At 60.9% G+C, this 26,187-nt stretch carries 21 protein-coding genes and 2 tRNA genes; 17 read left to right on the forward strand and 6 right to left on the reverse strand.

Translation table 11 applies throughout. The features are described 5' to 3' along the window. Together AB5Y83_RS01295 and AB5Y83_RS01300 are read right to left on the reverse strand one after the other, a co-directional pair. Nucleotides 1-85: transfer RNA gene (locus tag AB5Y83_RS01295), tRNA-Tyr, on the reverse strand. Between the two features lie 34 nt (nt 86-119). Further along, nucleotides 120-204, reverse strand: a tRNA-Tyr gene (locus AB5Y83_RS01300). Between the two features lie 124 nt (nt 205-328). Here AB5Y83_RS01300 and AB5Y83_RS01305 point away from each other — a divergent pair. Beyond that, nucleotides 329-838 carry a VC2046/SO_2500 family protein gene (locus AB5Y83_RS01305; protein WP_368174562.1) on the forward strand — a complete coding sequence of 170 codons (510 nt, stop codon included), beginning with the start codon at nt 329-331 and terminating at the stop codon, nt 836-838. A 111-nt stretch (nt 839-949) separates the two neighbouring features. On the opposite strand, the gene raiA is transcribed toward AB5Y83_RS01305, so the two are convergent. Further along, a complete protein-coding gene (gene raiA, locus AB5Y83_RS01310) occupies nt 950-1,288 on the reverse strand; it encodes a ribosome-associated translation inhibitor RaiA (RefSeq protein WP_005334257.1) in 339 nt (112 codons plus the stop codon). A gap of 368 nt (nt 1,289-1,656) precedes the next feature. Here raiA and AB5Y83_RS01315 point away from each other — a divergent pair, with 368 nt between their 5' ends. From AB5Y83_RS01315 to AB5Y83_RS01325, 3 genes are all read left to right on the forward strand, one after another. Continuing rightward, nucleotides 1,657-4,161, forward strand: a complete 2,505-nt coding sequence (locus AB5Y83_RS01315) for a bifunctional diguanylate cyclase/phosphodiesterase (RefSeq protein WP_227094894.1) — start codon at nt 1,657-1,659, stop codon at nt 4,159-4,161. Between the two features lie 99 nt (nt 4,162-4,260). Beyond that, complete coding sequence (locus tag AB5Y83_RS01320) at nt 4,261-6,162, forward strand: transglycosylase SLT domain-containing protein (protein WP_042080224.1); 1,902 nt, start codon at nt 4,261-4,263, stop codon at nt 6,160-6,162. Nucleotides 6,163-6,339: 177 nt separating this feature from the next. After that, nucleotides 6,340-7,338 (forward strand): LacI family DNA-binding transcriptional regulator, encoded by a 999-nt coding sequence (locus AB5Y83_RS01325; protein WP_069527099.1) that lies wholly within the window; start codon nt 6,340-6,342, stop codon nt 7,336-7,338. Between the two features lie 77 nt (nt 7,339-7,415). On the opposite strand, the gene AB5Y83_RS01330 is transcribed toward AB5Y83_RS01325, so the two are convergent. Beyond that, a complete protein-coding gene (locus AB5Y83_RS01330; RefSeq protein ID WP_368174563.1) occupies nt 7,416-8,480 on the reverse strand; it encodes a 3-deoxy-7-phosphoheptulonate synthase in 1,065 nt (354 codons plus the stop codon). A 125-nt stretch (nt 8,481-8,605) separates the two neighbouring features. After that, entirely contained in the window at nt 8,606-10,558 is a 1,953-nt protein-coding gene (locus AB5Y83_RS01335) for a TonB-dependent receptor (RefSeq protein WP_368174564.1), read from the reverse strand. A 266-nt stretch (nt 10,559-10,824) separates the two neighbouring features. Between AB5Y83_RS01335 and AB5Y83_RS01340 the strand changes: the two genes are divergently transcribed. From AB5Y83_RS01340 to AB5Y83_RS01390, 11 genes are all read left to right on the forward strand, one after another. Next, nucleotides 10,825-11,973: an isochorismate synthase MenF gene (locus AB5Y83_RS01340; RefSeq protein ID WP_368174565.1), complete on the forward strand. Its 1,149-nt coding sequence runs from the start codon at nt 10,825-10,827 to the stop codon at nt 11,971-11,973. Beyond that, the gene (locus AB5Y83_RS01345) at nt 11,970-13,616 is read left to right on the forward strand and encodes a (2,3-dihydroxybenzoyl)adenylate synthase (protein WP_368174566.1); all 1,647 of its coding nucleotides are present in this window, start codon (nt 11,970-11,972) and stop codon (nt 13,614-13,616) included. Before AB5Y83_RS01340 ends, AB5Y83_RS01345 begins: the two co-directional genes overlap by 4 nt. Beyond that, nucleotides 13,613-14,560, forward strand: a complete 948-nt coding sequence (locus AB5Y83_RS01350) for an isochorismatase family protein (RefSeq protein ID WP_252412342.1) — start codon at nt 13,613-13,615, stop codon at nt 14,558-14,560. The genes AB5Y83_RS01345 and AB5Y83_RS01350 overlap by 4 nt, the downstream gene beginning before the upstream one ends. After that, on the forward strand, nt 14,557-15,324 hold the full coding sequence (gene dhbA / locus AB5Y83_RS01355; RefSeq protein WP_368174567.1) for a 2,3-dihydro-2,3-dihydroxybenzoate dehydrogenase: 768 nt from the start codon (nt 14,557-14,559) through the stop codon (nt 15,322-15,324). The genes AB5Y83_RS01350 and dhbA overlap by 4 nt, the downstream gene beginning before the upstream one ends. 125 nt (nt 15,325-15,449) lie before the next feature. Beyond that, a complete protein-coding gene (locus AB5Y83_RS01360; protein WP_368174568.1) occupies nt 15,450-19,439 on the forward strand; it encodes an amino acid adenylation domain-containing protein in 3,990 nt (1,329 codons plus the stop codon). After that, entirely contained in the window at nt 19,436-20,305 is an 870-nt protein-coding gene (locus tag AB5Y83_RS01365) for a hypothetical protein (protein WP_368174569.1), read from the forward strand. The genes AB5Y83_RS01360 and AB5Y83_RS01365 overlap by 4 nt, the downstream gene beginning before the upstream one ends. A gap of 286 nt (nt 20,306-20,591) precedes the next feature. Then, entirely contained in the window at nt 20,592-21,680 is a 1,089-nt protein-coding gene (pdhA, locus tag AB5Y83_RS01370; protein WP_368174570.1) for a pyruvate dehydrogenase (acetyl-transferring) E1 component subunit alpha, read from the forward strand. Then, nucleotides 21,673-22,659: an alpha-ketoacid dehydrogenase subunit beta gene (locus AB5Y83_RS01375; RefSeq protein WP_021231077.1), complete on the forward strand. Its 987-nt coding sequence runs from the start codon at nt 21,673-21,675 to the stop codon at nt 22,657-22,659. The genes pdhA and AB5Y83_RS01375 overlap by 8 nt, the downstream gene beginning before the upstream one ends. Next, nucleotides 22,656-23,756, forward strand: a complete 1,101-nt coding sequence (locus AB5Y83_RS01380; RefSeq protein ID WP_368174571.1) for a dihydrolipoamide acetyltransferase family protein — start codon at nt 22,656-22,658, stop codon at nt 23,754-23,756. Before AB5Y83_RS01375 ends, AB5Y83_RS01380 begins: the two co-directional genes overlap by 4 nt. 208 nt (nt 23,757-23,964) lie before the next feature. After that, nucleotides 23,965-24,174 (forward strand): cold-shock protein, encoded by a 210-nt coding sequence (locus AB5Y83_RS01385; RefSeq protein WP_005302803.1) that lies wholly within the window; start codon nt 23,965-23,967, stop codon nt 24,172-24,174. Nucleotides 24,175-24,264: 90 nt separating this feature from the next. Further along, nucleotides 24,265-24,570 carry a hypothetical protein gene (locus AB5Y83_RS01390; protein WP_021231075.1) on the forward strand — a complete coding sequence of 102 codons (306 nt, stop codon included), beginning with the start codon at nt 24,265-24,267 and terminating at the stop codon, nt 24,568-24,570. Here AB5Y83_RS01390 and AB5Y83_RS01395 read toward each other — a convergent pair. Continuing rightward, nucleotides 24,557-24,805, reverse strand: coding sequence for a TIGR02647 family protein (locus tag AB5Y83_RS01395; protein ID WP_005334209.1), 249 nt, complete (start codon nt 24,803-24,805; stop codon nt 24,557-24,559). The genes AB5Y83_RS01390 and AB5Y83_RS01395 overlap by 14 nt on opposite strands. A 245-nt stretch (nt 24,806-25,050) precedes the next feature. Here AB5Y83_RS01395 and AB5Y83_RS01400 point away from each other — a divergent pair, with 245 nt between their 5' ends. Both AB5Y83_RS01400 and AB5Y83_RS01405 read left to right on the forward strand, forming a co-directional pair. Then, on the forward strand, nt 25,051-25,599 hold the full coding sequence (locus tag AB5Y83_RS01400; protein WP_021231074.1) for a hypothetical protein: 549 nt from the start codon (nt 25,051-25,053) through the stop codon (nt 25,597-25,599). 159 nt (nt 25,600-25,758) lie between these two features. Next, entirely contained in the window at nt 25,759-26,151 is a 393-nt protein-coding gene (locus AB5Y83_RS01405) for a DUF2750 domain-containing protein (protein ID WP_005334204.1), read from the forward strand. The last annotated feature ends 36 nt before the right edge of the window (nt 26,152-26,187 follow it).

A 26,187-nucleotide genomic window follows, 5' to 3' on the forward strand; every position in this document is an offset into this window, starting at 1 on the left:
TGGTGGAGGGAGAAGGATTCGAACCTTCGAAGGCAGAGCCGTCAGATTTACAGTCTGATCCCTTTGGCCGCTCGGGAACCCCTCCACGGGGTATTGCTTTAAAATTGTCGCACTTGAAATGGTGGAGGGAGAAGGATTCGAACCTTCGAAGGCAGAGCCGTCAGATTTACAGTCTGATCCCTTTGGCCGCTCGGGAACCCCTCCACAAGTGCGAGGCGCATACTAACAGATCTTCCGGTTTTGTGAACCCCCAAGCAGGATTTTTCCATTAAAAGAATTGGATTTGTGGCCGATAACCAGTGAAATCGCCATTTTCGAGAGTTATCTCATGCTGCCCAGTTCAATCCGTAATCACCTGCTCGTTGATGAGGGCCAGTTGGGGCAGCGCCTCAACCGTGACCTGCAGCATGGGGATCGGGCTGATTTCCGGCTGCATCTGGCCCTGCTGACCGATGCGGTGGAGGAGCAGCCCTGGTTTGATGCCAAACCGGCGGCCACTTCCCAGAGCCGTGACTGGCGTCTGCACTTTGATCTGCGACCGGCAGAGGTGCTGGTGGCTGAAGGGGCGGGGAGTGACTGCAGTGCCATCAATGAGCGGCTGCAGCAGGGGGGAAGCATGGTGGATGTGCGGCTCTGGCTGGTGCTGCAAACACCGCCGCTGGCGGTCAAACAACCGCTGCTGGATGAGGCTGTCTACGACAACCTGTCACCGCTGGCGCGGGAGCGGTTGCAAGGAAAGCTGGCCGATATGCCACGCCAGGAGGATCCGCTGGTATTGCTGCCGATCCTCGATCGTTTGCAACAGGGGGTGGATACCCGGTTGCACTGGCTCAGTTGATGGCGCCTGTTCACTGGTGTAACGCGATGCTTGTCGGCAAATCACAGGCAACAAAAAGGCGGGTGACCCCGCCTTTATGCTCTTTGGAATTTTTAGCCTTGCGGCATGCAATCAAGCGTCAGCTTCATCCGGTTGCGGCTGCTCTTTGAGCGCGGCATTGGCACGACGGGCAATCGGCTTTTCGGTGTGACGGTTGAGTTGGCGCTCCAGTTTTTGCCCCAGTTCGTTGATGGCGGCGTAGAGATCCTCATGCTCTGCCTGGGCAAACAATTTGCCGTTGGGGATGCCAGCACTGGCTTCGACAGTGAACATCAGACGCTCTTTGGAAACAATCACATGGGGTGTGATGAGAGGCACCTGAAGACGTTCGAGCTTTTCAAAACGGGATTCGATGCGCTCGCGGATAGCCGGGGTGATGTCGATGATTTTGCTGGTAATTTCGATTTTCATATTGGCCCCCTTCGGGTCGTCTTGCTTGTGTCTTCACCTTCAGATTACTCATTGGTAAAGATTGAAATGTGATCCATGTCACATAACCTTCCCTTGGCTATTCAGCAACTTATAAATTGTGATCTTTTCCGGTTTCGTGCCAAAAACAGCTTGAGCTCCATGAAACTGGCAGGCAGTATGACGGGAATAGGATCGTTTCTGTCCCTTCTTGGCAGCACTTCGTGTCGACCTCATGTCCGGTTTCCACTGCTTGATATCGCATGTTTGTACTCTTCCCTCGCAACCTCTGAGCTGATGAGCGGATGCAGGGGGCGTTGCTATGCCTGATTGGACATCAAACGTGGTTGGTTGTTGTGTTGGAGTGGTAAATGAAGCAGCAGGCCACGCAAGTCATGTGGTTTTTCGATCGGCAACATGATCAGTGGAGTCTCTCTGATCAGGGGGCCTACCAGCAGTGGCAAGGGGAGGGCAATCATCCCTGGGCCGCTCGCCTGTTACCGGAAGATGAGGCAGGCTTTGCCGACTTTCTCGTCCGGCTTCATGAATCACATCTGCCTGAACAGTTTATCGGTCATCTGAAAGATGATCAGGGGCAGCTCAACCATGTGCTCTGGAGCGGCCAGTTTGTGCCCACCCAGCAGATCTGCTGTGGCTGGCTGGCTCCTCTTGATACCGCCAACAGTTCAGTATCCTCTCTCAACCTCTCTTTGCCGTTGCTGCAAACCACCCTGCTCACCCAGTTGGCGCAGGCGCTCTCTGCCCGCACTGGGCTCGATTTCTTCAATACCCTGGTCAGCCAGCTGGCCCATATCCTCAAGGTGGATGCGGTCTGGGTGGGTGAGTTGTGCGGTGCCGACCGAGTCAAAGTGCTGGCTGCCGACGGGCTGGCGCAGAAGGACTATCCGCTGGCGGGTTCCCCCTGTCAGGAGCTCTACAAGCAAGGGGCCATCTGTTTCGAGGTGATCGACGAGTCGCAGGAGTATCAACCCTGGTTGGCGGCCGGGCAGACTTATTATGGTCAGCCGCTGTTTGATGCCAGAGGCCAACTTCTGGGCCATCTGGCGCTGCTCTATTCGGCCCCGGCAGATACCAGCAATCTCACCTCGGTGCTCAATACCTTTTCGGTACGGATGGTGGCCGAGCTGGAGCGTCTGCAATCCGATGCCCAGATGCGCCTCTCTGCCGTTGCATTCGAGACCCACGAAGGGATCATCATTACGGATCCGGGGTTCAAGATCCTGCGGGTCAACAACGCCTTCAGCCAGATCACCGGCTTCGACAGCCAGTCGGTGCTGGGCCTGCATCTGGAAGAGGATCTCTGGCCCAATCTGGGTGGGCTCGGCTACGAGCTCAATACCCTCAGCCGCTGGCAGGGGGAGACCCAGCGTCGCCATGTCGATGGTCACACCTATCCCCAGTGGGAGATAGTGACGCCGGTGCAGGATGAAAAAGGGGTGATCAGCCACTTTGTCATCTGCTTCGAGGATATCTCCGAGCGCAAGGCGGCCGAGCGACGCATCCAGGATCTCGCCTATTACGACGAGCTGACCGGATTGCCCAATCGCCGTCAGCTCCACGAGACCCTGGTGCAGACCTTCAACGAGGCGACCCGCGACGGTCTGATTGGCGCCCTGCTCTTTATCGATCTCGATCACTTCAAGACCATCAACGACTCCCTCGGCCACGCCACCGGTGACTGGCTGCTCAAGGAGGTCGCCGCCCGTCTCAAACGGCTGGTGCGACAGGGGGATTGTCTGGCCCGCCTCGGTGGTGACGAGTTTGTACTGCTGCTGCCATCGCTCTCGGCCAGCCCGCCCCAGGCGGAGATGCAGGCCGATATCATTGCCGAGAGGCTCATCACCGAGATTGCCGCTCCTTATACCTATGTGGGGCAGGTGCTGCACATCGGTGCCAGCGTCGGCATTACTTTGTTTCCGGATCGGGAGCAGGGGGTCGATGATCTGCTCAAGCAGGCAGACACCGCCATGTATCAGGCCAAGTCCGCTGGCCGCAAGACCCGTCGCTTCTTCGATGCCTCGATGCAGCAGCAGGCGGATCGCCGTCTGCTCATTCACAACGAATTGCGCAATGCCCTCAGCCAGCAAGAGCTGACCCTCTACTATCAGCCTCAGCATATGGTCGATGGCGGCGATATCATTGGTGTCGAGGCACTCATTCGCTGGCAGCCAGCCGGTCGCTCGCTGGTTTCGCCTGCCGAATTTATCCCCATTGCCGAGGAGACGGACCTGATTGTCGATATCGGCAACTGGGTGCTGCACGAGGCGTGCGCCCAGTATGTGCTGTGGGAGGAGAACGGCATCCACATTCCGCAGATCTCGGTCAACGTCAGTGCCAAGCAGTTCCATGCCACCGATTTTGTCGAACGGATCCACGATGTGTTGGCGCAAACCGGCATGGATCCGGCCTGCCTCAATCTGGAGATCACCGAATCCGTGGTGCTGGGTCATGCCGAGGACACCATCAGCAAGATGACCGAGCTCAAGGAGCTCGGCATCAGCTTTGCCATCGACGATTTTGGCGCCGGTTACTCCTCCCTGAGCTACCTCAAGCGGCTGCCTGCCGATGAGCTTAAGATCGACCGCTCATTCATTCAGGACATCCCGAAAGATGGCGACAACATGGCCATCGTCGAGGCGGTGATCGCCATGGCGCGACATATGGGGTTCAACGTCACGGCGGAAGGGGTGGAGTCCCGTCAGCAACTGGAGTTTCTCAAGGCGCAGGGGTGCAGTTTCTATCAGGGCTATCTCGCCTCCAAGCCGCTGCCGGTGCCCTATCTGGAGAAATATGTACAGCGGCTGACCAGACCGGAGCAACTGCGTGAAATGCAGCTGAGCGAGGCAGAAAAATAGTCCCTGCTCCCCGCTGTAGCGCTGCCCGGCAACGGGTAGAATGAGAGGCAGTAGACCCACCGCCACCGGGCGGTGTATTGCCCTCAATGGAGATGTTCAGTGAAAGCTGTATGGGGAATTGTTTTGTCGGCGCTGTTTGTGCCGACCCTGATGGCGCAGACTGCCGACCAGACGCTCTACCGTCAGGCGTATGACGCCGTACGGGCCAATGACCAGGCCCGTTTCCAGCAAATTCGTGCCCGTTTGACCCATTATCCCCTGTTGCCCTATCTCGACTACTATCAGCTCGCCTTTCGTCCGGGGGCGGCGGATTACAACGATGTGACCCGCTTTATCCGCCAGCATGGGGATACCCCCCAGTCCAACCGGCTGGAGCGCAGCTATCTGACCTATCTGGCCCAGAGCCAGCAGTGGTCGCAGTTCCTGCGCTTCTATCCGGCCAAGCCGAGCTCCACCGACCTGCTCTGCATGCACTATCAGGCGCTCTATTACACCGGCAAGCCGAAAGAGGCGTTGCAGGGGGCGGGCAAGATCTGGATGAGCGGTCAATCGCGCCCCGATGCCTGCTCCCCGCTGTTCCAGCTGTGGCAGGCATCCGGTCAGCGAACCCAGGAGAAGATCTGGCAGCGGATGACGCTGGCGTTCGAGGCGGAAAACCCCAACCTGATCCGCCACCTTGGCGCGACCCTGGGTAGCGGCTTGCAAAGCTATGGCGATCAGATGGTGACCCTGTTCGAGCAGCCCGCCAAGGCGATGAACCCGGCCTATTTCAGCAGCAACCCCTATTCCCGCAAGCTGCTCTCTCTTGGTTTGACCCGCTATGCCAATCAGGAACCGGAGTCGGTGCTGCGCCAGCTTGCGCTGTTTCGCAGCCGTTTCGGCCTGACCCAGGCCGAGGTGAAACCGGTAGAGCGTGCCATTGCCCGCCGCCTGCTGCTGGATCGCTCCATAGCCCAGCGCAGTTGGGTCGACAGCACGGTGAAAAAGCTGGCGGATCCCGATATCACCGAGCTGCGGGCACGTCTTGCGATTTGGGAACAGGATTGGCGTGGCCTCTCCGGCTGGGTGAAGATGATGCCGATGGCCCGTCAGAAAGAGGATCGCTGGCGCTACTGGATGGCGCGCTCCCTTGAAGTGCAGGGGCAGCAAAAACCGGCGCGGGATCTCTATCTGGAGACCGCCAACCTGCGTGGTTTCTACGGTTTCATGGCCGCCCAGCGCACCGGTGTGCCCTATCGCATCAAGAACCAGAGCGTCAAGCATGTACCGGACTGGCGCACGGCCAGTCAGCGCTGGCCCTTCCTGTTGCGGGTGCGCGAGCTGCTGTCGATGAACGAGATTGCGGCGGCCCGCTCGGAGTGGATCCACAACATGGATCGCAATCCGGTGGCCCAGCGCATCGAGTTTGGTCATATCGCCCTCAATCAGGGCTGGCACGAGCTGGCCATTCTCGCCAGCATTCGCGCCGAAGCGTGGGATGCCCTCGACCTGCGCTTCCCGCTGCCGCTCAAGCGCACCTTCTCCCAGATGGCGCAAGAGCGCACCATGAACACCAGTTTGCTCTACGCCATCTCCCGTCAGGAGAGTGCTCTCTATCCGCTGGCCCAGTCGCCGGTGGGGGCGCGCGGTCTGATGCAACTGATGCCTGCTACTGCCAAAGAGACTGCCGGCAAGCTGGGGGTGCCCTATCGCAACGAGCAGCAACTGTTTGATCCGGCGATGAATATTCGTCTGGGGAGCGCCTATCTCAAGCGCTTGCTGGATGTCTATGACGGCAACAGGATCCTGGCGGCGGCCGCCTACAACGCCGGGCCGGGACGGGTAAAACGCTGGCGAGAGCAGAGTGACAACAAGCCGATGGACGTGTGGGTCGAGAGCATCCCCTACAAGGAGACCCGCAACTACGTACAAAACGTGTTGTCGTTCGATCTCATCTATCAGCACAAGCTGCAGCAGCCGCTGCGCTTCATGTCGGAGCGGGAGCTCAATCACGCCTATTGAGTCGGGGGCCGCCAGCCGGCCCCTGTTTTCAAATTTCCCTGCTGCCGGGTATCATCGGGTAAGGTTTTGTTACCAAAGGAAACATGCCTGGTGACCTGGCTCCGGGAATTGCATCAGGCCGCAGGGTATACTCGGGCGTCGGCACCGACAGGTTCCCCCACAATAAAGGAATGGATAGTGGCAACGATTAAAGACGTTTCTCAGCTGGCAAATGTGTCTATCTCCACCGTGTCGCGGGTTATCAACAACACGGCACAGGTAGCACCGGAAAAGCGTGAGGCCGTACTGGCGGCCATGAAGGAACTGAATTTTCGACCCAACAGTTTTGCCCAGGCACTGGTCAGCAAGCGTTCCAACTGCATTGGCGTGCTGGTTGGCGACCTCTGCGGCGGCCCCTTCTTTGCCCAGATGATGCGTGGCATCGAAACCATGGTCGATCAGGCCAACAAGTTCACCATCGTCATGTCTGGCAACCACGATATCGCGCGCGAGCGTCACGCCATTCAGGCGCTGCTGCAGCGACAGTGCGATGCGCTGATCCTCCACAGCAAGGCGCTCCCGGACGAGGAGCTGAGCGAGCTGGCGGCAGGCTCTACCCCCATCGTGTTCATCAACCGTCAGGTGCCGGGCTTTGAGGATCGCTGCGTCTGGCTCGATAACCAGGCGGGGATCACCACCGCGTGCCAGCACTTGCTGGATGCCGGTCATCGCAACATCGCCTTTATCACCTCTGATGATGAAGAGTTTGTCGATGGTCAGCAGCGGATGGCCGGTTACACCCAGACCCTGGCCAGAGCCGGGATCGCCTTTGATCCTGCACTCGTCAGCCGCGCCTATGCCGACGAAAATGGCGGCTATGTGGCGATGAGTGAACTGCTGGCCCGTGGTGTCGAGTTCACTGCCGTGCTCGGTTTCAACGACGGTATGGTGGCCGGCGCCATCTCTTGCCTGCTGGAGCGGGGTTACAAGATCCCGCAGCAGGTGTCGGTGGTGGGGTTCGACGATATCCCCTACGCCCGCTACATCTATCCCAAGCTCACCACGGTGCGCTACCCCATCGAGGAGATGGGCAGCCGCGCAGCCGAGCTGGCGCTGCGCCTGCTCGATCACAAGCCGGTGGACGGCCTGGCGCTCAAATTTGAAGCCCAGCTGGTGGAGCGTGAGTCAGTCGCCTGACGTGCGTCAGACAGCGAACAACAAGGTGGCCCCATCGGGGCCACACTCTTTTCTGCGTTATCTCTCTAATCCGCTATTTATCCCGCCAGGGCGATCCGCTGCTGGCGGCGTGCCTCCACCCCTTCTGCCACCATATCGAGCAGCCGCCTTGTCTGTTCCCAGCCGATACAACTATCGGTGATCGACTGGCCGTAGCGCAGCGGTTTGCTGCCAATCTCCTGACGCCCTTCGCAGATAAAACTTTCCACCATGATGGCGGCGATGGCATGGCTACCAGCACCCAGCTGGTCGGCAATGTTACGGGCAACCAGCAGCTGGCGGGCATGCTGCTTCTGGCTGTTGCCGTGGCTGCAATCGATCATCAGGCGAGGGGAGAGATGATGCTGGCGCAGCAGCTCGCCAGCCTCTGTAACATGATTGCTCTGATAGTTGGGCTGCCGGCCACCGCGCAGGATCAGATGGCAGTCGGGGTTGCCATGGCTGCGCACCAGTGCCAGCTGGCCATCACCGGAAGGCTGGGTATAGAGGTGGGCCGCCCGGCTGGCGAGGATCGCCTCGACCGCGATCCGGATATTGCCATCGGTGCCGTTTTTAAAACCGATGGGGCAGGGGAGGGCGGAGGCCAGCTGGCGGTGGAGCTGGGATTCTGTGGTGCGGGCGCCAATGGCACCCCAGCTGATGAGATCCCCCAGATAGAGCATGCTGGTGAGATCGAGAAATTCGGTGGCACAGGCGAGCCCTTCCTGTCCAAGTGCCAGCAGTAACTCCCGGGATTGGGATAGTCCCTTTTCCAGTCGATCGCTGCCATCGAGGTCGGGATCGAAGATAAATCCTTTCCAGCCGAGCGTCGTGCGCGGCTTTTCGAAATAGGTGCGCATCACCAGTTGCAGCTGCTCCCCGTATTGGCCCTGCAGTTCAGCGAGCTGGCCACCATAGTCGCGGGCGGCTGCCGGATCGTGAATGGAGCAGGGGCCGATCACCAGCAGCAGGCGATCATCCTCTCCCTGCAGAATATGGCGGGCTTGCTGGCGGCTGCGAGCGATCTGGCGAGCGAGCCGTGCCGGACAGGGTCTGGCCTTTAACATCTCGTCAGGGGTGGGCAGGGTGGCAAGGGGTGAAGCATTCAGAAGTGAGGTGAACATGAGCGATCCTGATGAAAATGGAAATCTGCATGCTCTTTGCTGTCCAGTGGGGATCTTCCCCTTATTCTCTTGGTTAACAGAGCGCGGGCATGGGCCCGCGCTCTGTTATATCGACCTTGGCTACCTTAGAAGCGGGCTGAGCCGCTGACGTAGTAGCTGCGACCCGGTTCGACGTTCTGGAAGACGGTGTCTTTCTCTTGCAGGCGCACGTCGGTCAGGTTGTTGATCCCCAGTCGCAGGTCAAAGTTCTCTGTGACCTTGAAGCCGGTGCCGAGATCGAAGGTCTGATAGCTGGGCAGCTTGTGCAGTACGACAACCTTGTTGACGGTCTGCTCGGCAAACTGGGTGCCGGTGTAGGTGGTGCCGACAAAGGCATTAACCCGCTCGGTGGCCTGCCAGGTGATCTTGGCGTTGGCCTTGTGCTCAGGCCGCTCGGGCAGAGCCTGACCCTGATCGCCTTCCGCCTTGAGGTAGGTGTAGTTGGCGCCAAGGTTGATATTGTCGGTCAGATCGAGCTTGCCGGTCAGCTCCAACCCCTTGGTGGTGGCTTTCTCCAGGTTGTACCAGGTGCGGTCAGTGGAGTTCGGCAGCTGTTTGAAGGTGAGCATGTCGTCGATGTCGGAGTAGAAGAGGGTGGCGCTGGTTTCCCAGATCCCTTCTCCTGCGATGACACCCAGCTCGTAGTTGGTGCTGGTTTCCGGCTTGACCTTGTCACTGCCATAGATGCGGCAGCTGCCGCCGCAGCTCTCGATGCTGTAACCGTTGGAGTACTGGTGTGGTGCCGGTGCCTTGAAGGCCTGGCTGACACCGCCTTTCACTGTCACCACATCGTTCATCTCATAGACCAGATAGCCGCGCGGGGTGAAGTGGCTGCCGTAGATCTCGTGGTGATCGTAACGGCCGCCCAGGGTGAAGGTCAGGCTGTCGGTCAGGCCGATCTCGTCCTGAGCGAACAGCGCCTCCTGAGAGTGACTCTCTTTGCCGCCGATATCCTTGTAGCTCACTGCATCCACCAGCTCCCGATCCAGATATTCACCACCCAGGGTCAGGTAGTGGTTGGCCAGCGCCAGGTTGGTATAGCCCTTGAGAGTCAAGGTGTTCTCTTCCAGCTCCCGTTGCTGCGGGGCTGAGTAGCTGGTGTTGAAATCGTCGATCTGGGAGCTTTCATAGTTGGCCATGACGGTGGTGTCACCCCAGCTCCAGTTCCCCTTGTGGGTCAGACCAAACAGGTTGCGATCGTTTTGCTGCTGGCGGCTGTGCACCTTGTTGCCGGTTTTGCGGAAGATATCGAGAGGCCGCTCATCCTGGTTGTAGAGGTAATCCAGCTCGAAGCGCTGCTGCTCATCCACCAGCCAGCTCAGGGTGGAGGCGAAGTTGCGGGTCTGTTTGGCTTCGATAAGGGGGATGCCGTCAGCAGCTTCGGTGGGGGTCCAGGCTTGACGGTCATACACCTCGCCGTTCATCCGGATCAGCAGGTTGTCGGTCAGCGGGCCGGTAAAGCCCAGGTTGGTTCTGTGCTGATCGCCGCCATCCTTGCCCTCGATGGCCTTGAAGTCGGCATCGGCCGCCCCTTGCCAGGTTTTGCCCGGCTGTTTGGTGATGATATTGATGACACCACCGATGGCATCGGAGCCGTAAAGTGCTGACATGGGACCACGGATCACCTCGACCCGCTGGATCATGCCAAGGGGGACCGGGGTGTTGTCGAAGTTGCCGCCGCGCCACAGGGCATTGGAGGAGGAGAGGCGTTTGCCATCCACCAGTACCAGGGTGTACTTGCCGGACATGCCACGAATGCCGATATCGCTACGGCCATTGGTGTCAGCTTCAGCCTGAATGCCCACTTCGTGGCGCAGCAGGTCGGCAAGGTCATTGACGGGCGCGGCGGCGATCTGTTCGGCCGTGATGACAGAGATAGAGGCCGGAGCCGAGCGGGTATTGTGCGCTGTGGTGGTGACGGTGATCACCTCATCGGCTTGAAGCGCGTTGCTGGCGGCGATCGCTTGCTGGGTCAGCAGAGTGACGATGGTAGTAGCCAGCAGGCTGGGAGCAATAAAACGGGAGGTTGAGGATTTCATTATTTACATCTTCCATAATATACAAATGATAAGCGTTATCATTATCAAATTGAATTTGCTCCGATCGCAACTCTTTTTTATCGGCGAAGCTCAGTTTCGTTCGTCACCCTCTTTTGACTAAAAAGAAGTTAATGAAATTGATTCTCATTTGTATTGATCGTTTTTTCGCTCCTTGTTAGGATGCCGTTCACCCTGATATCTGGTGAGTCAAATGACTCACTTTAAGTCGTGTCAGGCTGTGATTCATTCCAAGGAGTAGCACCGTCATGTGTGACCATGCACTGGAAGGAGAGTGGCCCGCCACAGCGGTCGGGTTGGATAAAGTGTGCTGTTTTGCAAGCGGTGACAGGGTATTGGTCGCTTCCGGTATCCACGACAGCTTTACCGGCATCCAGCCGGAGAAGCTGCTCGCCCATCTGCGTCAGTTGCGCCAGCAGGGGATGGTCAATCCCATCGCCATCGGCGCCATTCCGTTTGATACCCAATCCCCCTGGCATCTGGTGATCCCGGCGCAATCGCAGTGGGTCGCAAGGGATGCGATGTTGCCCGCCAGCTGTTGCCAGCTCCATGGCGAGGTGAGCGAAGTGACCGGCTCCGCCCACTATCAGGGGGCGGTGCGGGCAGCGTTGCAGCAGTTCAGCGAGGGGCAACTCGAGAAAGTGGTGTTGTCGCGCGCCATTGATGTGCAGAGCGCAGAGCAGACCTCCCCCGCACACGCCTATGGCTCTCTGCTGGCCCAGAATCCGGGGGCCTATGTGTTCCAGATCCCGCTGCCGGATGGGGAGACCCTGCTTGGCGCCAGCCCCGAGCTGCTGGTATCGCGCAGCGAGATGGCGGTGGTGAGCAATCCGCTGGCGGGCTCCCGTCCGCGCCTCGCTTTTCCCGATCAAGATGCGGCCAGTGCCGAGCTGCTGGGGGCCCAGAAGGATCGCTATGAACATGCGCTGGTGGCCGATGCGGTTGCTGCGGCCCTCGCTCCCTTCTGCCGCGAGCTGGACGTCCCTCTGGAGCCGCAGGTGATCGCGACCCCTACCATGTGGCATCTCTCGACCCGCATCGCCGGGCGGCTCCATGAGCCCTCTCCCGTTCTGGCTCTGGCGCTGGCGCTGCACCCGACACCGGCGGTGTGCGGCACACCGCTCTCGGCTGCGCGTCAGGCCATCGCTCGGCTCGAGGGGTACGATCGCCGCTTCTACTGCGGCGCCGTCGGCTGGATGGATGCCGATGGTAATGGCGAATGGGTGGTCACCATCCGCTGTGGCGTGCTGGCTGGCAGGCAACTGCGGCTCTATGCCGGCGCCGGGGTGGTGGTGGGCTCTTCGCCGGAAGCGGAGTGGCAGGAGACCGCCGCCAAGCTTGGCACCATGCTGCGGGCGTTTGGCCTCGAGAGCCGGGAGCCGGAGGTGACAACATGAAGCCGCTGGTACCCTTTACCCCCTGGCCCGCCGAGCTGGCAGCCCACTACCGGGCGCAAGGGTGGTGGTGCGGACAACCGCTCACCGCACTGCTCGATGACTCCGCCGCACGTTATCCCGAGCGCACGGCCCTGATCTGCGGCGAGCGCACCCTCAGTTATGGCCAGTTAAAGCGTGAGGTTGATGCGCTGGCGGCGCGGCTGGCCGCGCGCGGGCTGGGCCATGGCGATAGTGCGCTGGTGCAGTTGCCCAACTGCGCCGAGTTCTATATCTGCTGGTTTGCCCTGATCCGCTGCGGAGTAGTGGCGGTGCATGCCCTCTACAGCCATCAGCGGCGCGAGCTGGTGGCCTTTGCCCGCCAGATTGAGCCCGCCTTGCTGGTACTCAGCCCCTCCCATCCCGGCTTTGCCGGTGAAGCGGGGAGCCTCGTGGCCCTTGATGAGCTGGTATCTCCTTCCTGCCAGACACTGCTGTTCGAGCAGGCAGAAGGCTCCGATCTTCAGTCAGGATTTGCATGGTGTGAGCCTGACCCGATAGCCCGTGCTGATGGTTCGCCGCTGACGGCTATCGCGCCAACGCCTACCCCGGCCGATCAAGTCGCTTTTTTCCAGCTCTCCGGCGGCAGCACCGGCACCCCCAAACTGATCCCCCGTACCCACGATGACTATGGCTACAGCGTGCGCCAGAGCGTAGCGGTGTGCGGTTGGGATGAGCGGGTGATCTATCTATGCGCTCTGCCAGCGCCCCACAACTTTCCCCTGAGCTCCCCCGGCGCACTCGGGGTGTTTTATGCCGGTGGCTGCGTGGTGCTGGCAAAGGATCCCTCTGCGGCAACCTGTCTGCCGCTGGTGCAGCGCCATCAGGTCAACTGGGCGGCACTGGTGCCACCGACTCTGGCGCTCTGGCTGGAGGCGGCCAGCCACTATCCGCAGACCTCTCTGGAGTGTGTGCAGGTGGGCGGTGCGCGCCTCAGCCCGGCTCATGCCGATGCGGTAGCGAGCCGCCTTGGTTGCCGCTTGCAGCAGGTGTTTGGCATGGCCGAGGGGCTGGTCAACTACACCCGCACCGAGGATGACCAGTGGCACATCGTCAATAGTCAGGGTTGCCCGATGAGCCCGGGCGACGAGGTCGAGGTGCGGGATAGCGACGGGCGCCCCTTGCCCGATGGTGAGTGCGGCGAGCTCTGGACGCGTGGCCCCTACACCTTTCGTGGCTACTTCAAGGCCGAGGCCCACAATCAGCGGGCTTTTGACCGGGACGGTTTCTACTGCACCGGCGATCTGGTCTGCCGCTTGCCCGGCGGCTATCTGATGGTGGTGGGACGCAACAAGGATCAGATCAACCGGGGCGGGGAGAAGATCGACGCTCTCGAGATTGAAGAGCTGCTAATTACCCATCCAGATGTGCGGCAGGCTGCACTGGTCGCCATGCCTGATCCCATGCTGGGGGAGCGTAGCTGCGCCTTTTTGATGTGCCGCGCCCCCCTCAATCTGCCCCGCTTGCGCCGTTTCCTGCGCGAGCAGGGGGTGGCCGATTACAAACTGCCCGATCGCCTGGTGCTGGTGGATAAACTGCCTCACACCCCGGTCGGCAAGATAGACAAACAGACGCTGCGCGAGCAGCTCGCCAAGGAGTGTGCATGACCATTCAATCCCTCGCCGCCTACCCGCTGCCCACCGCTGAGGATCTGCCAACCGGGCGGGTGAACTGGCCCTTCGAACCGGGCCGTGCCGCCTTGCTGGTCCACGATATGCAGCACTATTTCGTCGATTTCTACGGGGCGGACAATCCGCTGATCAATCAGGTCATCGACCATATCGCCACCCTGATCCGTCAGGCGCGAGCTCTTGGCATGCCGGTGGTCTATACCGCCCAGCCCGCCGAGCAGAGTCAGGCCGATCGGGCGCTGCTCAACGACATGTGGGGGCCGGGGTTGACCCGAGCGCCGGAGCGTCAACCCATCGTTCCGGCGCTGGCACCCGAGCCGCAGGATACGGTGCTGACCAAGTGGCGCTACAGCGCTTTTTGCCGTTCACCGCTGGCCGAGCTGATGGCCGAATGGGGGCGAGATCAGCTGGTGATCTGCGGCATCTACGGCCATATCGGGGTGATGCAGACGGCGGTCGATGCCTTTATGCGCGATATTCGCCCCTTCCTGGTGGCTGATGCCATCGCCGATTTTTCCCGCGAAGATCATCTGCTGGCGCTCTCCTACGTCAGCCGCAATGCCGGTCGGGTGATTACCGTGGCCGAGGTGATGGCGGCCAGCAAACGCCCTCTGACTCGCGAGTCGCTACGGGCTCAGGTGTTGGCACGGCTGCCCGCCGAGATGCAGCAGGAGCAGCCCACCGAGGATGACAACCTGCTCGACTACGGTCTCGACTCGCTGGCGGTGATGGGGCTGGTGGAAGAGTGGCGTCAGCAGGGGCTGGTGGTGGAGCTGGCCGAGCTGGCCCGCACGCCGACCCTGGCTCACTGGTGGGAGCTCCTCTCCCGTCAGCTTCACGTCAGTCAGCACAATGTCAGTCAGGACACGGCTCGTCGGGTCAACGAAGATCACGTCAGCGAACCGGAGTGCACCCCATGAGCGAGTGGCAAGGTAGAACCGTCTGGGTAACCGGCGCGGCGCAGGGGATTGGCCATGCGGTGGCGCGCACCTTTGCCGAGGCGGGGGCCAGCGTGGTGGCGCTCGATCAGCAACTGGCCGAGGCGCTGCCCGGCAACGTGAAGGGAGTGGTGATCGATGTCAGCGACAGCGAGGCCGTGACCCGCTGCTGCGAACAGCTGCTGGGCGAGGGGCTGGGGCCCGATGTGCTGGTCAATGTCGCCGGCGTACTGGCGACCGGCAGGCTCGATGAGGTGGATGACGCCCTCTTGCTGCGCACCTTCGCCATCAACACCTTCGCCCCCTTCTATCTGATGCGGGCCCTGACCCCCTGGTTTCAGGGGCGGCGCAGGGGCGCCATCGTCAATGTCTCCTCCAATGCCGGTCGGGTGCCGCGAGTGGGTATGGGCATCTATGGCGCCTCCAAGGCGGCGCTGACCAGCCTCACTCAAACGGCAGGGCTGGAACTTGCCCCCTATGGGGTGCGCTGCAATCTGGTGTCGCCGGGCTCGACTCGCACCCCCATGCTGTACGGCATGTGGCAGGAGGGGGAGGCTGAGCAGCGGGAGGGAGAACAGCGCACTATCGCGGGTCTGCCCGGGCAGTTCAAGCTGGGGATCCCCCTTGGCAAATTGGGTTCACCCGACGAGGTGGCTGCCTGCGTGCTGTTTCTCGCCTCCGATGCCGCCAGCCATATCACCCTGCAGGATCTGGTGGTCGATGGCGGTGCCACTCTGGGGGTCTAGCCCGCGCGCTGCCGGTCTGGCAGGCGTGACACTCTCTTTATGGAGGAGGCCTTACCTCCTCGCTTTTCAGCCATGCGGGCAGGAGCAACTCACTGCCCGCTTGATGTTTGCGCAAGGACATTTCCATGGAACAGACAATGGCGATGCGCGCCACTCGCCAGCGTGGGGAGCAGCCGCGCTGGCCGCTAACCACCGCTCAGGCGGGCATCTGGTTTGCCCAGCAAAAATACCCGCAGAGCCCCGCCTGCAATACCGGCGAGTACTGGCTGCTGGAGGGGGCGCTGGCTCCCCATCACTTCACCCGCGCGGTACGCCAGACCATCGACGAGATCCCCGGTCTGCACTGCGCCTTTGTTGCCACTGTCGATGGCCCGCAGATGGTGGCCAATCCCGCTTGCTGGCAACTGACCGAGCGGGATCTGCGCAGCGAAGCCGACCCGCTTGCAGTCGCGCAGGCCGAGATGCGTGCGCAGCTGGCAGTTCCCTTCAATCTGGCCGGGGGGCCGCTGTTTGCCACCACCCTCTATCGCCTCGGCGAGAGGCGGTGGGCCTGGTTTATCGCCGTGCACCATATCGCTATCGACGGCTTTGGCCTGAGCCTGCTCTGCCAGCGGGTGGCAAATTGGTATGAGGCGCTCTGTGCCGGCGAGCAGCCTGCCCCCTGTCGTTATGCGACCCAGCAGGAGTTGCTGGCTGAAGAGGCGGCCTATCAGGATTCGCCACGCGCCGCGCGGGATCGCGATTTCTTCATGCAGCAGCTGGCCGGGATGGAGAACCCGGCGTCGCTCTCCCGCCGTCCGGCGCAAGGGCCGGGCCCCACCTATCGTCTTGAACAGCGGCTGGCTGGCCGCCAGTGGCAGGCATTGGTAGAGCGGGCGAGTCGCTCGCTCTGCCACCCCTACAGCCTGCTGCTGGCGGCGGTGGCCAGTTATGTGCTGCGGATGAGCGGCGCTGGCGAGGTGGTGCTGGGTATTCCGCTGATGGGGCGGCTTGGCTCATTGGCGGCCGATACCCCCTGCATGAAGGTCAATGTGGTGCCCCTGCGCATCGAGTTGAGCGGCACCAGCCGGGTAGGGGCGTTGCTGGTACAGGTCGAGCGGCAATTTGCCGCCCTGCGTCGTCATCAGGGCTGCCGTCAGGAGTGGTTGCAACAGCGCCAGCCGGGCCAGCCGTTGTTTGGCCCTCAGGTCAATCTGATGCCCTTTGCCCGTACCCTCAGCTTTGGTGAAGGAGACAACCAGGTTCGTGGCGAGGTAGAGGTGCTGGCGGCGGGGCCGGTGGAGGAGTGCGCCTTCTACTTTGCCGAGGAGGCAGGCGTGATAACCCTGACCTTTGAAGCACATCAGGGGCGCTTCAGCCAACAGGAGAGCGAACGTCATCTGGCCCGATTGGTAGCTTATCTGGCGGCCTGGAGTGAGGCGGATGACGAGGCCCTGGCTGTGCGCTTGCCGCTGCTGCTGCCTTGCGAGCAGGCTGAGCTGGCGCGCTGGAACCAAACCGACCATCCGTTGCCGACCACCACCCTGAGCGCACTGCTGGCCGAGGGGCTGGCGGCGGCGGAACAGAGCGCCATCGCGCTGGAGTGTGGCGCCGAGCACTGGAGTGTGGCCGAGTTGCGCCAGCGAACCCGCCAGCTGGCCAGCTATCTGGCGGGGAGAGGCGTGGGCCCCGGTTGCCGGGTGGCGGTGGTGATCCCGCGCTCTCCCGAGCTTATTCTCGCCCAGCAGGCCATCATGGCGGTGGGGGCCGTCTATGTGCCCGTTGATCCGGACTATCCGGCGGAGCGGATCGGCTACATTCTTGCCAGCAGCGATCCTGTGCTGGTGTTGACCAGTCGTACGCTTAAAATGCCGCTCGACGTGGCGGCGCCACTCGTCTGCCTCGATGCCACCAGTGTGGCAGAGCAGTTGGAGACGATAGACGTGACGGCGATAGCACCTTGTGATCTGCCTGTCCCCAAGCCGGAAGATGCGGCCTACATCATCTACACCTCCGGCTCGACCGGTCGGCCCAAAGGGGTGGTGGTGAGCCACGGCGCCATCGTCAACCGACTGCTCTGGATGCAGCATATGTATCCCATCGGCCCGGCGGATCGGGTGCTGCAAAAGACCCCGGCCGGTTTCGATGTCTCCATCTGGGAGTTCTTCTGGCCCTTTATGACCGGGGCGCGGCTGGTGCTCGCCAAACCGGGCGGCCACAAGGACCCCGCCTACCTTGCCGAGCTGATTGAGCAGGCCGGGATCACCACCTTGCACTTTGTCCCCTCCATGCTGCAGATCTTCGTGGCGCAGGCCGAGCCTGCCCGTTGCTGCGCCCTGCGGCAAGTCTTCTGCTCCGGCGAGGCGCTGCCCGCGGATCTGGTGCAGCGCTGGTATGGGGCATTTTCAGCCCCCCTGCACAACCTCTATGGCCCGACCGAGGCGGCGGTGGATGTCACCTGGTATCCCTGCCGGGCAGACGAGGCGGTGACCAGCGTGCCCATCGGCTATCCGGTCTGGAATACCTGCATCCACATTCTCGACCCCTGGTTGCAGCCGGTGCCGCCCGGTGTGGAGGGGGAGCTCTGGATCGGCGGTGTACAGGTGGCGGAGGGCTACTTTGGCCAGCCCGAGCTCACCGCCGAGCGCTTTATTGCCAACCCCTTCGGCGCGGGACGGCTCTATCGCAGCGGCGATCTGGCCGCCTGGCGCGAGGATGGCGCTATCGAGTATCTGGGGCGCCTTGATTTTCAGGTGAAGATCCGCGGCCAGCGCATCGAGCTGGAGGAGATCGAACAGGTGCTGCTGCGCCATCCCCGGGTGGCGCAGGCGGTGGTGCTGGCCCCCGAATTTGCCCCCGGCGATCGCCGTCTGGTGGCCTATGTGGTGGCCGCAGATAGCACAGAGCTGACGCTGGCCGAGCTTACACCTGCCCTTGGCGCTGCCTTGCCCGACTACATGGTACCGGGGCTCCTGGTAAACCTGGCTGAGCTGCCGCTTACCCCCAATGGCAAGCTGGATCGCAAGGGGCTGCCGCTGCCCGATATGGCGTCGGCGGTGGGTCAGTCACTGCCGAAGACCCTGCTGGAGGAGCGGCTCTGTCGCCTCTTCGCCGAGATACTGGGGCTGGCGCGGGTCGGCGCCGACGATAACTTCTTTGCCCTCGGCGGCCACTCCCTGCTGGCGGCGCAACTGGTGGTGCGCATTGAAGAGTCGACCGGACAGGTGCTCACTTTGGCCAGTCTGTTCGAAGCGCCGAGCCCAGCCCAGCTGGCGCGTCGTCTTGGCGGCGAGCGGGAGGCCATGCCCATGCTGTTGCCCTTGCGGGCGCCCGGTGCGCAGTCCGGCGTATCAGGGCCCACCCTCTTTTGCGTCCATCCTGCAGGGGGGCTCGGCTGGTGTTATGCGCCGCTGGTGCCCCATCTGCCGACCGACATGGCGGTCTATGCCCTGCAGGCGCGGGCGCTCTGCCAACCGGATGCGCCGCTGCCCGCCAGCTTCGACGAGTTGGCCCTCGATTATGTGACCGAGCTGCGTCGTCAGCAGAGCGAGGGGCCCTACTGGCTGCTCGGCTGGTCCCTCGGGGGCATGCTGGTGCACCGGATGGCCGCCATGCTGCAAGAGCAGGGACAAGAGGTGGCCATTGTGCTGCTGCTCGATGCCTACCCCTGTCAGCAGTGGCAGACCCAGCCGCTGCCCGACGAGCAGCGGATGCTCGATGCGCTGCTGCGAATGGGGGGCATTGCGGTTGCGGATGAGGCGCTCGACTCCCTCACTCGAGACGAGGTGGTGGCCCGACTGGGGGCGGAGGGGAGTGCGCTGGCTATGCTCGACGAGCAGGTGGTGAGCGCCATGATTGAGCTGGTGGGCCACAACAACCGGCTGATCCGTGAGCCGGTCGACTACTGCTACCACGGGGAGGTGATCTTTATCGAAGCATCAGCTTCCCGCCAGCCCTGGCTGGATGGACGTGGCTGGGAGCCGCTGACAAAAGGGGAAATCCGCTATGAGCGCTTCCCCTGCCTGCATCAGGAGATGGTGCATCCCGACTGGCTGGCGAAGGTCGGTGTCCTTATTGGTGCGCGGGCCGATGGGGTCTGGCAACAACCGCACATCCGGCAGGAGGGGGGCGCATGACCCCGGTTGCTGCCATCCGGGAAGCCTTGCTGGCGGGCAAGTCGGTGGGGCTGGGGGAGCCGCACTGGCACCCGGATTTTATCCGGCGCCAGCACGCCTGGCTGTGTGATCCGGCGCTCTGGGGAGTTATGACTGATCTGGTGCTGGAGTGCGGCAATCGCCATCATCAGGGCTTGCTCGATGCCTGGCTGGCGGGGGAGGAGTGCTGGCAGGGGGCGCCGCTGACGCTGGCACGACTCTATCCGGTCTGGCTCGACTCCTGCGCCTTTCCCGCCTGGATGGCCCCCGAGTTTCCGGCTCTCTTTTCCGCTCTGCGCCAGAGCAATCTGGTGCGCCCTAAACATATGCGGCTACTGGTGCATCTCTGCGAGCCCTTATTCGAGTGGCAGGAGATGAGCCCGGAGCGCTGGCAGCAGCACAACAGGGGGCGGGATCAGGCGCTGGCCGACTATCTTCTAACACTTCCCCCGCGCGGCGTGGTGGTGCTGGCAGGGGCGCGCCATCTGCTCAAAGCAGCAGGGGATCCCCACTTTGCGCAGCCGACGCTGGGCCAGTTGCTGGAGGCTGCACGGCCGGGCTGGCTGCAGGTGCTTCACCCCTGGCCAATGGTTGATGGAAAGGGAGATGAGGAAGAGGAGCGGGTGTGCGAGTTGGCCGATATCACAACTGCTGACCTCTATCCCCACTGGCCGACGCATCCGCCGCTGGAGACCCTCATCGACAGGTTGGTGCGCGTGACTGACCGGGGACGGGAGATGCGAATTTGCCCGACTTTGCTGGCCGAGCCCTGGCGCAGCCACTTGCTAAGCCGCGCTCACTTGCTGCCAGCTGGCATGGCCAGCCAGCTGCAACACTGGCTGGCGTAACTGCTGGTTGGAGTAACCCCTGACAAGAAGTAACAGCTAACTGAAGTAACTCAATGGGGGAGCAAGGCTCCCCTTTTTCACATTTTGCATCCTGCATTCAGCGCTGCAAAGTTGCACCATTTACGGCATACCTTGCCACTCATCGCCGAAAATTCAGCTCCTTTGCTACTTTAAAGAAGTTTCTACTGGTCTTACCTGAGTAAATCCCTTTGCTTTTTATTTAACAAGGTATTTACATCTAGGTGTCACCAGCATCGGTGACGCTCACAACGGCAAGGAGCCAGTTATGACCCATGTCGACATCCCTTTCCTTCGTTACCTCGATGCGGAAGGGTGCCCGGTCGCCACCTTACCGACCTGGCTGGACAAGGCGATACTGCACACCTTTTACCGCAATATGGTGATGGTGCGCAGCTATGACAAAAAAGCGATTGCGCTGCAACGAACCGGCAAACTCGGTACTTTTCCCTCCCATCTCGGCGCAGAAGCCGTGGGGATTGGCATTGGTCTCGCCATGCAGCCGCAGGATGTCTACGTTCCCTACTATCGGGACATGCCCACCCTCTATGTGCGTGGCGTGCCGATGGAGAAAAACCTGCAATATTGGGGTGGTGACGAGCGGGGCAGTTTTTTTCTCAAACCCGATGGAACTCCCTCTGAAGATCTCCCCATCTGCGTCCCCATCGCCACCCAGATCACCCACGCCTGCGGTATTGCCTCGGCTTTCAAACTGCGTAATCAACCGCGGGTTGCCGTAGTCACCATCGGCGACGGCGGCACCTCCAAGGGGGATTTTCTGGAGGGGCTCAACTGCGCCGGTGTCTGGCACTTGCCGATGGTCATCATCGTCAACAACAACCAGTGGGCTATCTCGGTGCCGCGCAAGCTACAATCGAGCGCTCCTACGCTGGCCCAAAAGGGGATTGGTGCAGGGGTGCGCAGCCTGCAGGTGGATGGCAACGATGTGGTCGCGGTCTACGATGCCGCGCGCAGTGCCGTCGAACGGGCCCGCAGCGGCAAGGGGCCGACCCTGATAGAAGCGGTCAGTTATCGCCTCGGCGATCACACCACGGCCGACGATGCCACTCGCTATCGCGATGGGGCCGAGGTCGAGGCCGCCTGGGCGAAAGAGCCGGTCAAGCGGCTGCGCCAGTTTATGCACAGCCAGGGGTGGTGGGATGAAGAGCAGGAGCAGAGCCTGCTGGCGGAGGCTACCCGGGAGGTAGAGCAGGCGGTCGCCCGTTATGAGACGATGGCGCCCCAGCCGCCGGAGGCGATGCTCGATTATCACTACGCCAGCCTGCCCGCCGAACTCGTGCCCCAGCGCGAGCGAGTGATTGCCAAGGGGATGAAGCAGGAGGTTGGCCATGAGTGAGATCAGTTTGCTGGAAGCGGTCAACATGGCCCTTCACTACGAGATGGAGCATGACCCGGATGTGGTGGTGCTCGGCGAGGATGTGGGGGTCAACGGCGGGGTGTTTCGCGCCACCGTGGGCCTGCGCGACAAGTTCGGTTTCAAGCGGGTGATCGACACGCCGCTGGCCGAGGGATTGATCGCCGGGGTGGCGGTCGGCATGGCGACCCAGGGGCTCAAGCCGGTGGCTGAGTTCCAGTTTCAGGGCTTTATCTTCCCCGGGATGGAGCAGATCATCTGTCAGGCGGCGCGGATGCGAAACCGCACCCGTGGCCGCCTCTCCTGTCCCCTCGTCTATCGCTCCCCGTATGGCGCGGGCATTCATTCGCCTGAACATCACAGCGAGAGTGTCGAGGCGCTGTTTGCCCATATCCCTGGGCTACGGGTAGTGATCCCCTCCAGCCCGAGACGCGCCTATGGCCTGCTGCTCTCGGCCATCCGCGATCCGGATCCCGTGATGTTTTTCGAACCGGATCGCATCTATCGCTCGATGAAATCCGAGGTGGTGGATGACGGTGTCGGCTTGCCGCTGGATGTCTGCTTCACCCTGCGCCCGGGCCGGGATATCACGGTAGTGGCCTGGGGGGCCTGCATTCAGGAGGTGATGCGGGCGGCTAACCTGCTGGCCGAGCAGGATATCCAGTGCGAGGTGCTGGATCTGGCCACCATCAAGCCGCTGGATATGGAGACCATCCTCACTTCGGTGCGCAAGACCGGCCGTTTACTGGTGGTACATGAGGCGTGTGGCAGCTTCGGGGTCGGGGCCGAAATTGTGGCGCGGGTGACCGAGCAGGCACTTCCCAGCCTCAAGGCGCCACCCAAACGGTTGACCGGGGTGGATGCCGCCGTCCCCTACTATCGCAACGAGGCGTATTACCTCATCACCGAGCAGGATATCGCCGATGCCGCTCACCAGCTGATGGAGAACCAGTGGCTATGAAATTTTTCAAATTACCGGATTTGGGTGAAGGGTTGGCCGAAGCCGAGATCGTCGAGTGGAAGGTGAGTGCCGGTGATACCGTTGCGGTCGATCAGGTGCTGTTGTCGGTGGAAACGGCCAAGGCGCTGGTGGATGTCCCCTCTCCGGTGGCCGGGGTGATCGCCCGTCTCTGCGGCGCCGAGGGGGATATCCTCCATATCGGTGCGCCGCTGGTGGAGTTCGAGGGGGGCGAAGATGATGGCACCGTGGTGGGCAAGGTGAGCGCCCATCAGCAACATATCGAGGATCATTTTGTGGTGGGGGCCATTGCCCCGGGGGGATCGCTGGTGCAAGCCATGCCTGCGGTGCGACTGTTGGCACAAAAACTGGGTCTGTATATCGACCGGATCAAGGGAAGTGGCAGCGGCGGCATGGTGACCGAGCTGGATGTGCAGCAGGCATTCGAGTCACAGCAGAGCAGTGGCAACGAATTCCTCAAAGGGTCGCGCAGGGCCATGGCCAAGGCGATGGAGCTCTCTCATCAGACTGTGGTGCCGGTCAGCATCACCGATGAGGTGGATTTGCGTCACTGGCGCCCTGATGAGGATGTGACGGTGCGCCTTATCAAGGCCATTGGCGTGGCGTGCCGCGCAGAGCCCTCGATGAATGCCTGGTTTGATGGCGACACCCTGTCACGGCGGCTGTTCAAAGAGGTTAATGTAGCCATCGCTGTGGATTCAAAGCATGGCCTCTATGTGCCGGTGATGGAGAACGTGGCCGAACGGGAGGGGGCAGATATCCGGCAGGGGCTGGATCGGATGATCGCCGATGTGAAGGCGCGCGCCGTGCCGCGCGAGATGTTGCAGGGGGCGACCATTACGCTCACCAACTTCGGTGCTATCGCAGGCCGCTATGCGAGCCCCATTGTCACGCCGCCGCAGGTGGCCATCATAGGGGCTGGCAAACTGTTCGAAAAAGTGGTGTTCATCCATGGTGAAGCGCGTCCCGTAAGGGCATTGCCGCTGTCGATGACATTTGACCACAGAGCCTGCACCGGCGGCGAGGCGGCTCGTTTTCTCAGAGCGCTGGTCGAAGCGTTGGAAGCAGCCACCTTATAACGGTTTGTGCCCTGTCATTGGCAGGGCACAAATTTGTTTGCGTAATCTACAAAGCCACGTATAATCCAAACCAGCTTGAAAGGGCGATAGTTATGTCAATGAATACGATGTTTCACATCTTGTCCTGTTGTTCATAAGTTAATCCCGTTTTTTGAGCTTTACCCGCTGAAAAGCATAAGTAATTATTTTGAATACAGGTTTAAAAGATATGTCTAACATGATCACCGGTACCGTTAAGTTTTTCAACGAAACCAAAGGTTTTGGCTTCATCCAGCAAGAAAACGGCCCGGACGTTTTCGTTCACTTCAGCGCCATTCAAGGTAACGGTTTCCGTACCCTGGCTGAAGGTCAGCGCGTACAGTTCTCTGTGACCCAAGGTCAGAAAGGCCCGCAGGCTGAGAACGTAACCGCTCTGTAATTCTTACAGAATTTAAGAAAGCCGTGGTACCTCTGGTGCCACGGCTTTTTGTTTATCTGGCTTCTGCTACTGACTCCCATGTGCTGAATCATGCTGCTATCGCTCCTGCTTGCTGCCACCTTGACTCCGACTTCCGATGCGCCGGTACCGGTTCAATCCGCGATGGAAGCGCAGGTGATCTGCCAGCAATTTGTCCAGGTCCGAATAGGTGCTGCGCTGCAACCCGATGAGGTAAATGCGCGACTGGTACCTGAAAGGGAGGGGGAGTGGCTGGTGGATGGCAAAGTAAAAGGACCCGAAGGTCCTTTGCTGTTTGCCTGTCATCTTCACCAAGGGGAGCGCTGGGAGCTACTCAATTTTTCGCTCTGGGCACCACAGCCGGTCAAAGCGGTTTGAGTGCGACCAACAGATGTTGCAGGTGTTCAACCATGGTCATGCCAAACGGGGTGAGATAGCCGCCATCTTCTGCGCTGATGAGCCCCTGTTGATGCAGACGGGCTGCCGCCTGGCACAACTCTTCAGACATATCGCTGCGTAATTTAATCCCCAGGCTCATGTTGGCCGGATCAAAGCATGCCAGTATTTTCAAATCGTTCACGAATTCGTTAGAAACCTGGTCGATCCCAATCATGGATTTACTCCTTACGCTAAAGATGTATGCAAACTAGCATCCCCGGATCCACTTTAGTGGGCGCTGGCTCAAATTATTGACCTTTGACTGGATGCTGCGTTTCAAATGCTGTTTTTTTCGGCGTAATCAGATGGTTGGCTGACAGCTTCGCCAAGGGCCGAGCCGGACCAAACGTGGTAGGATAGGGCACTTCTTTATATCGGACGGTCTATTGGTGGCTGTTCGCCCTGTTCAAGGTATCGCTCATGGTCAAGATCACTCTGGTATCCCTGCTGCATTCACTTTGTACCCGCTTTCCGGTTTACCCCGCTGCTTCGTTGACGTCCCTGCTGGATGCCCATCAGGGCGAGGTGTGGTTACCTGCACGCAAGGGGGCTGACATTGCACTGTTGCGCAAGCATGCCAATGGGGCTCATGAGCTGGCGTCACTCGATGCGGGCTGGTGCGATTTTGCCGCCAGCGACAGCGGTGATACACCCGAGCTGGATGCACTGGCCAACTACGACAGCGAGATGATGGATAACCTGCTGATGTACTGGCACTGCGCCGCCAAGATCAACAGCCCGATCACCGATAACCTGTTCGAGTTGCGCCGCGAAGTGGTGGATGAGGCCCACGGGGTGAAACTTGCTGCCGCCTGGGAGCAGCAACAACAGCTGCGTTTTGATCAGCTGATGGCGATGGCGGCCAATGGCCGGGATCTGCTCTGCTTTGTCGAGGTAGAGTCCGCCTACTGGCTGCGGCAAAAGCTGAGCGAGCAGCCTGATGTGGAGCTGATCACCCCTGCGCTGTAAAAGGGGCAATATGATGGCTGGCGGCCTCGCTATCGAGGAGGCTGCTCTATCCTTATTTGCGTCATTGTCCTCCCCATCCGGTGCCAAGGGGCTGCAAGCTGGACAAGCTGACGACAAGATGTGAACATGGCGCCCTTTATCGAGAGAGAGACTTGGCCAATGAGCTATGAACTGAGCGACACCGAGCGCAATGCCGCGCTGCAACTGAACGCTGATTACCGTTACGATCACTTCATCAGCAAGCTGGTCGAGCATGAAGAGCTGTTCGTCCTGACTGACGAGCATGGCGTCATGATGCTGACCACCGATGATGAAGATTGCATCCCGGTATGGCCGCACCCGGAGTACGCCAAGGCGTGGGCCGAAGGTGAGTGGGCCGATTGCAAGCCGCAGTCCATCACCCTCAAGGTGTGGCTGGAGCGCTGGGTTGACGGTATGGAGCAGGACGAGCTGTGTGTTGCCGTGTTCCCGACCCCGGATCAGGAAGGCATCGTACTGGAGCCGGCCGACGTGGCTGACGCCATTGCCGAGAAGCAGGCCAAGCGCGGCTGATCACCGAGCTATTCGCAACACTGGTTGCCAACAAAG

The sequence above is a fragment of the Aeromonas sp. R5-4 genome (assembly GCF_040908215.1).
GTDB lineage: Bacteria > Pseudomonadota > Gammaproteobacteria > Enterobacterales > Aeromonadaceae > Aeromonas > Aeromonas veronii.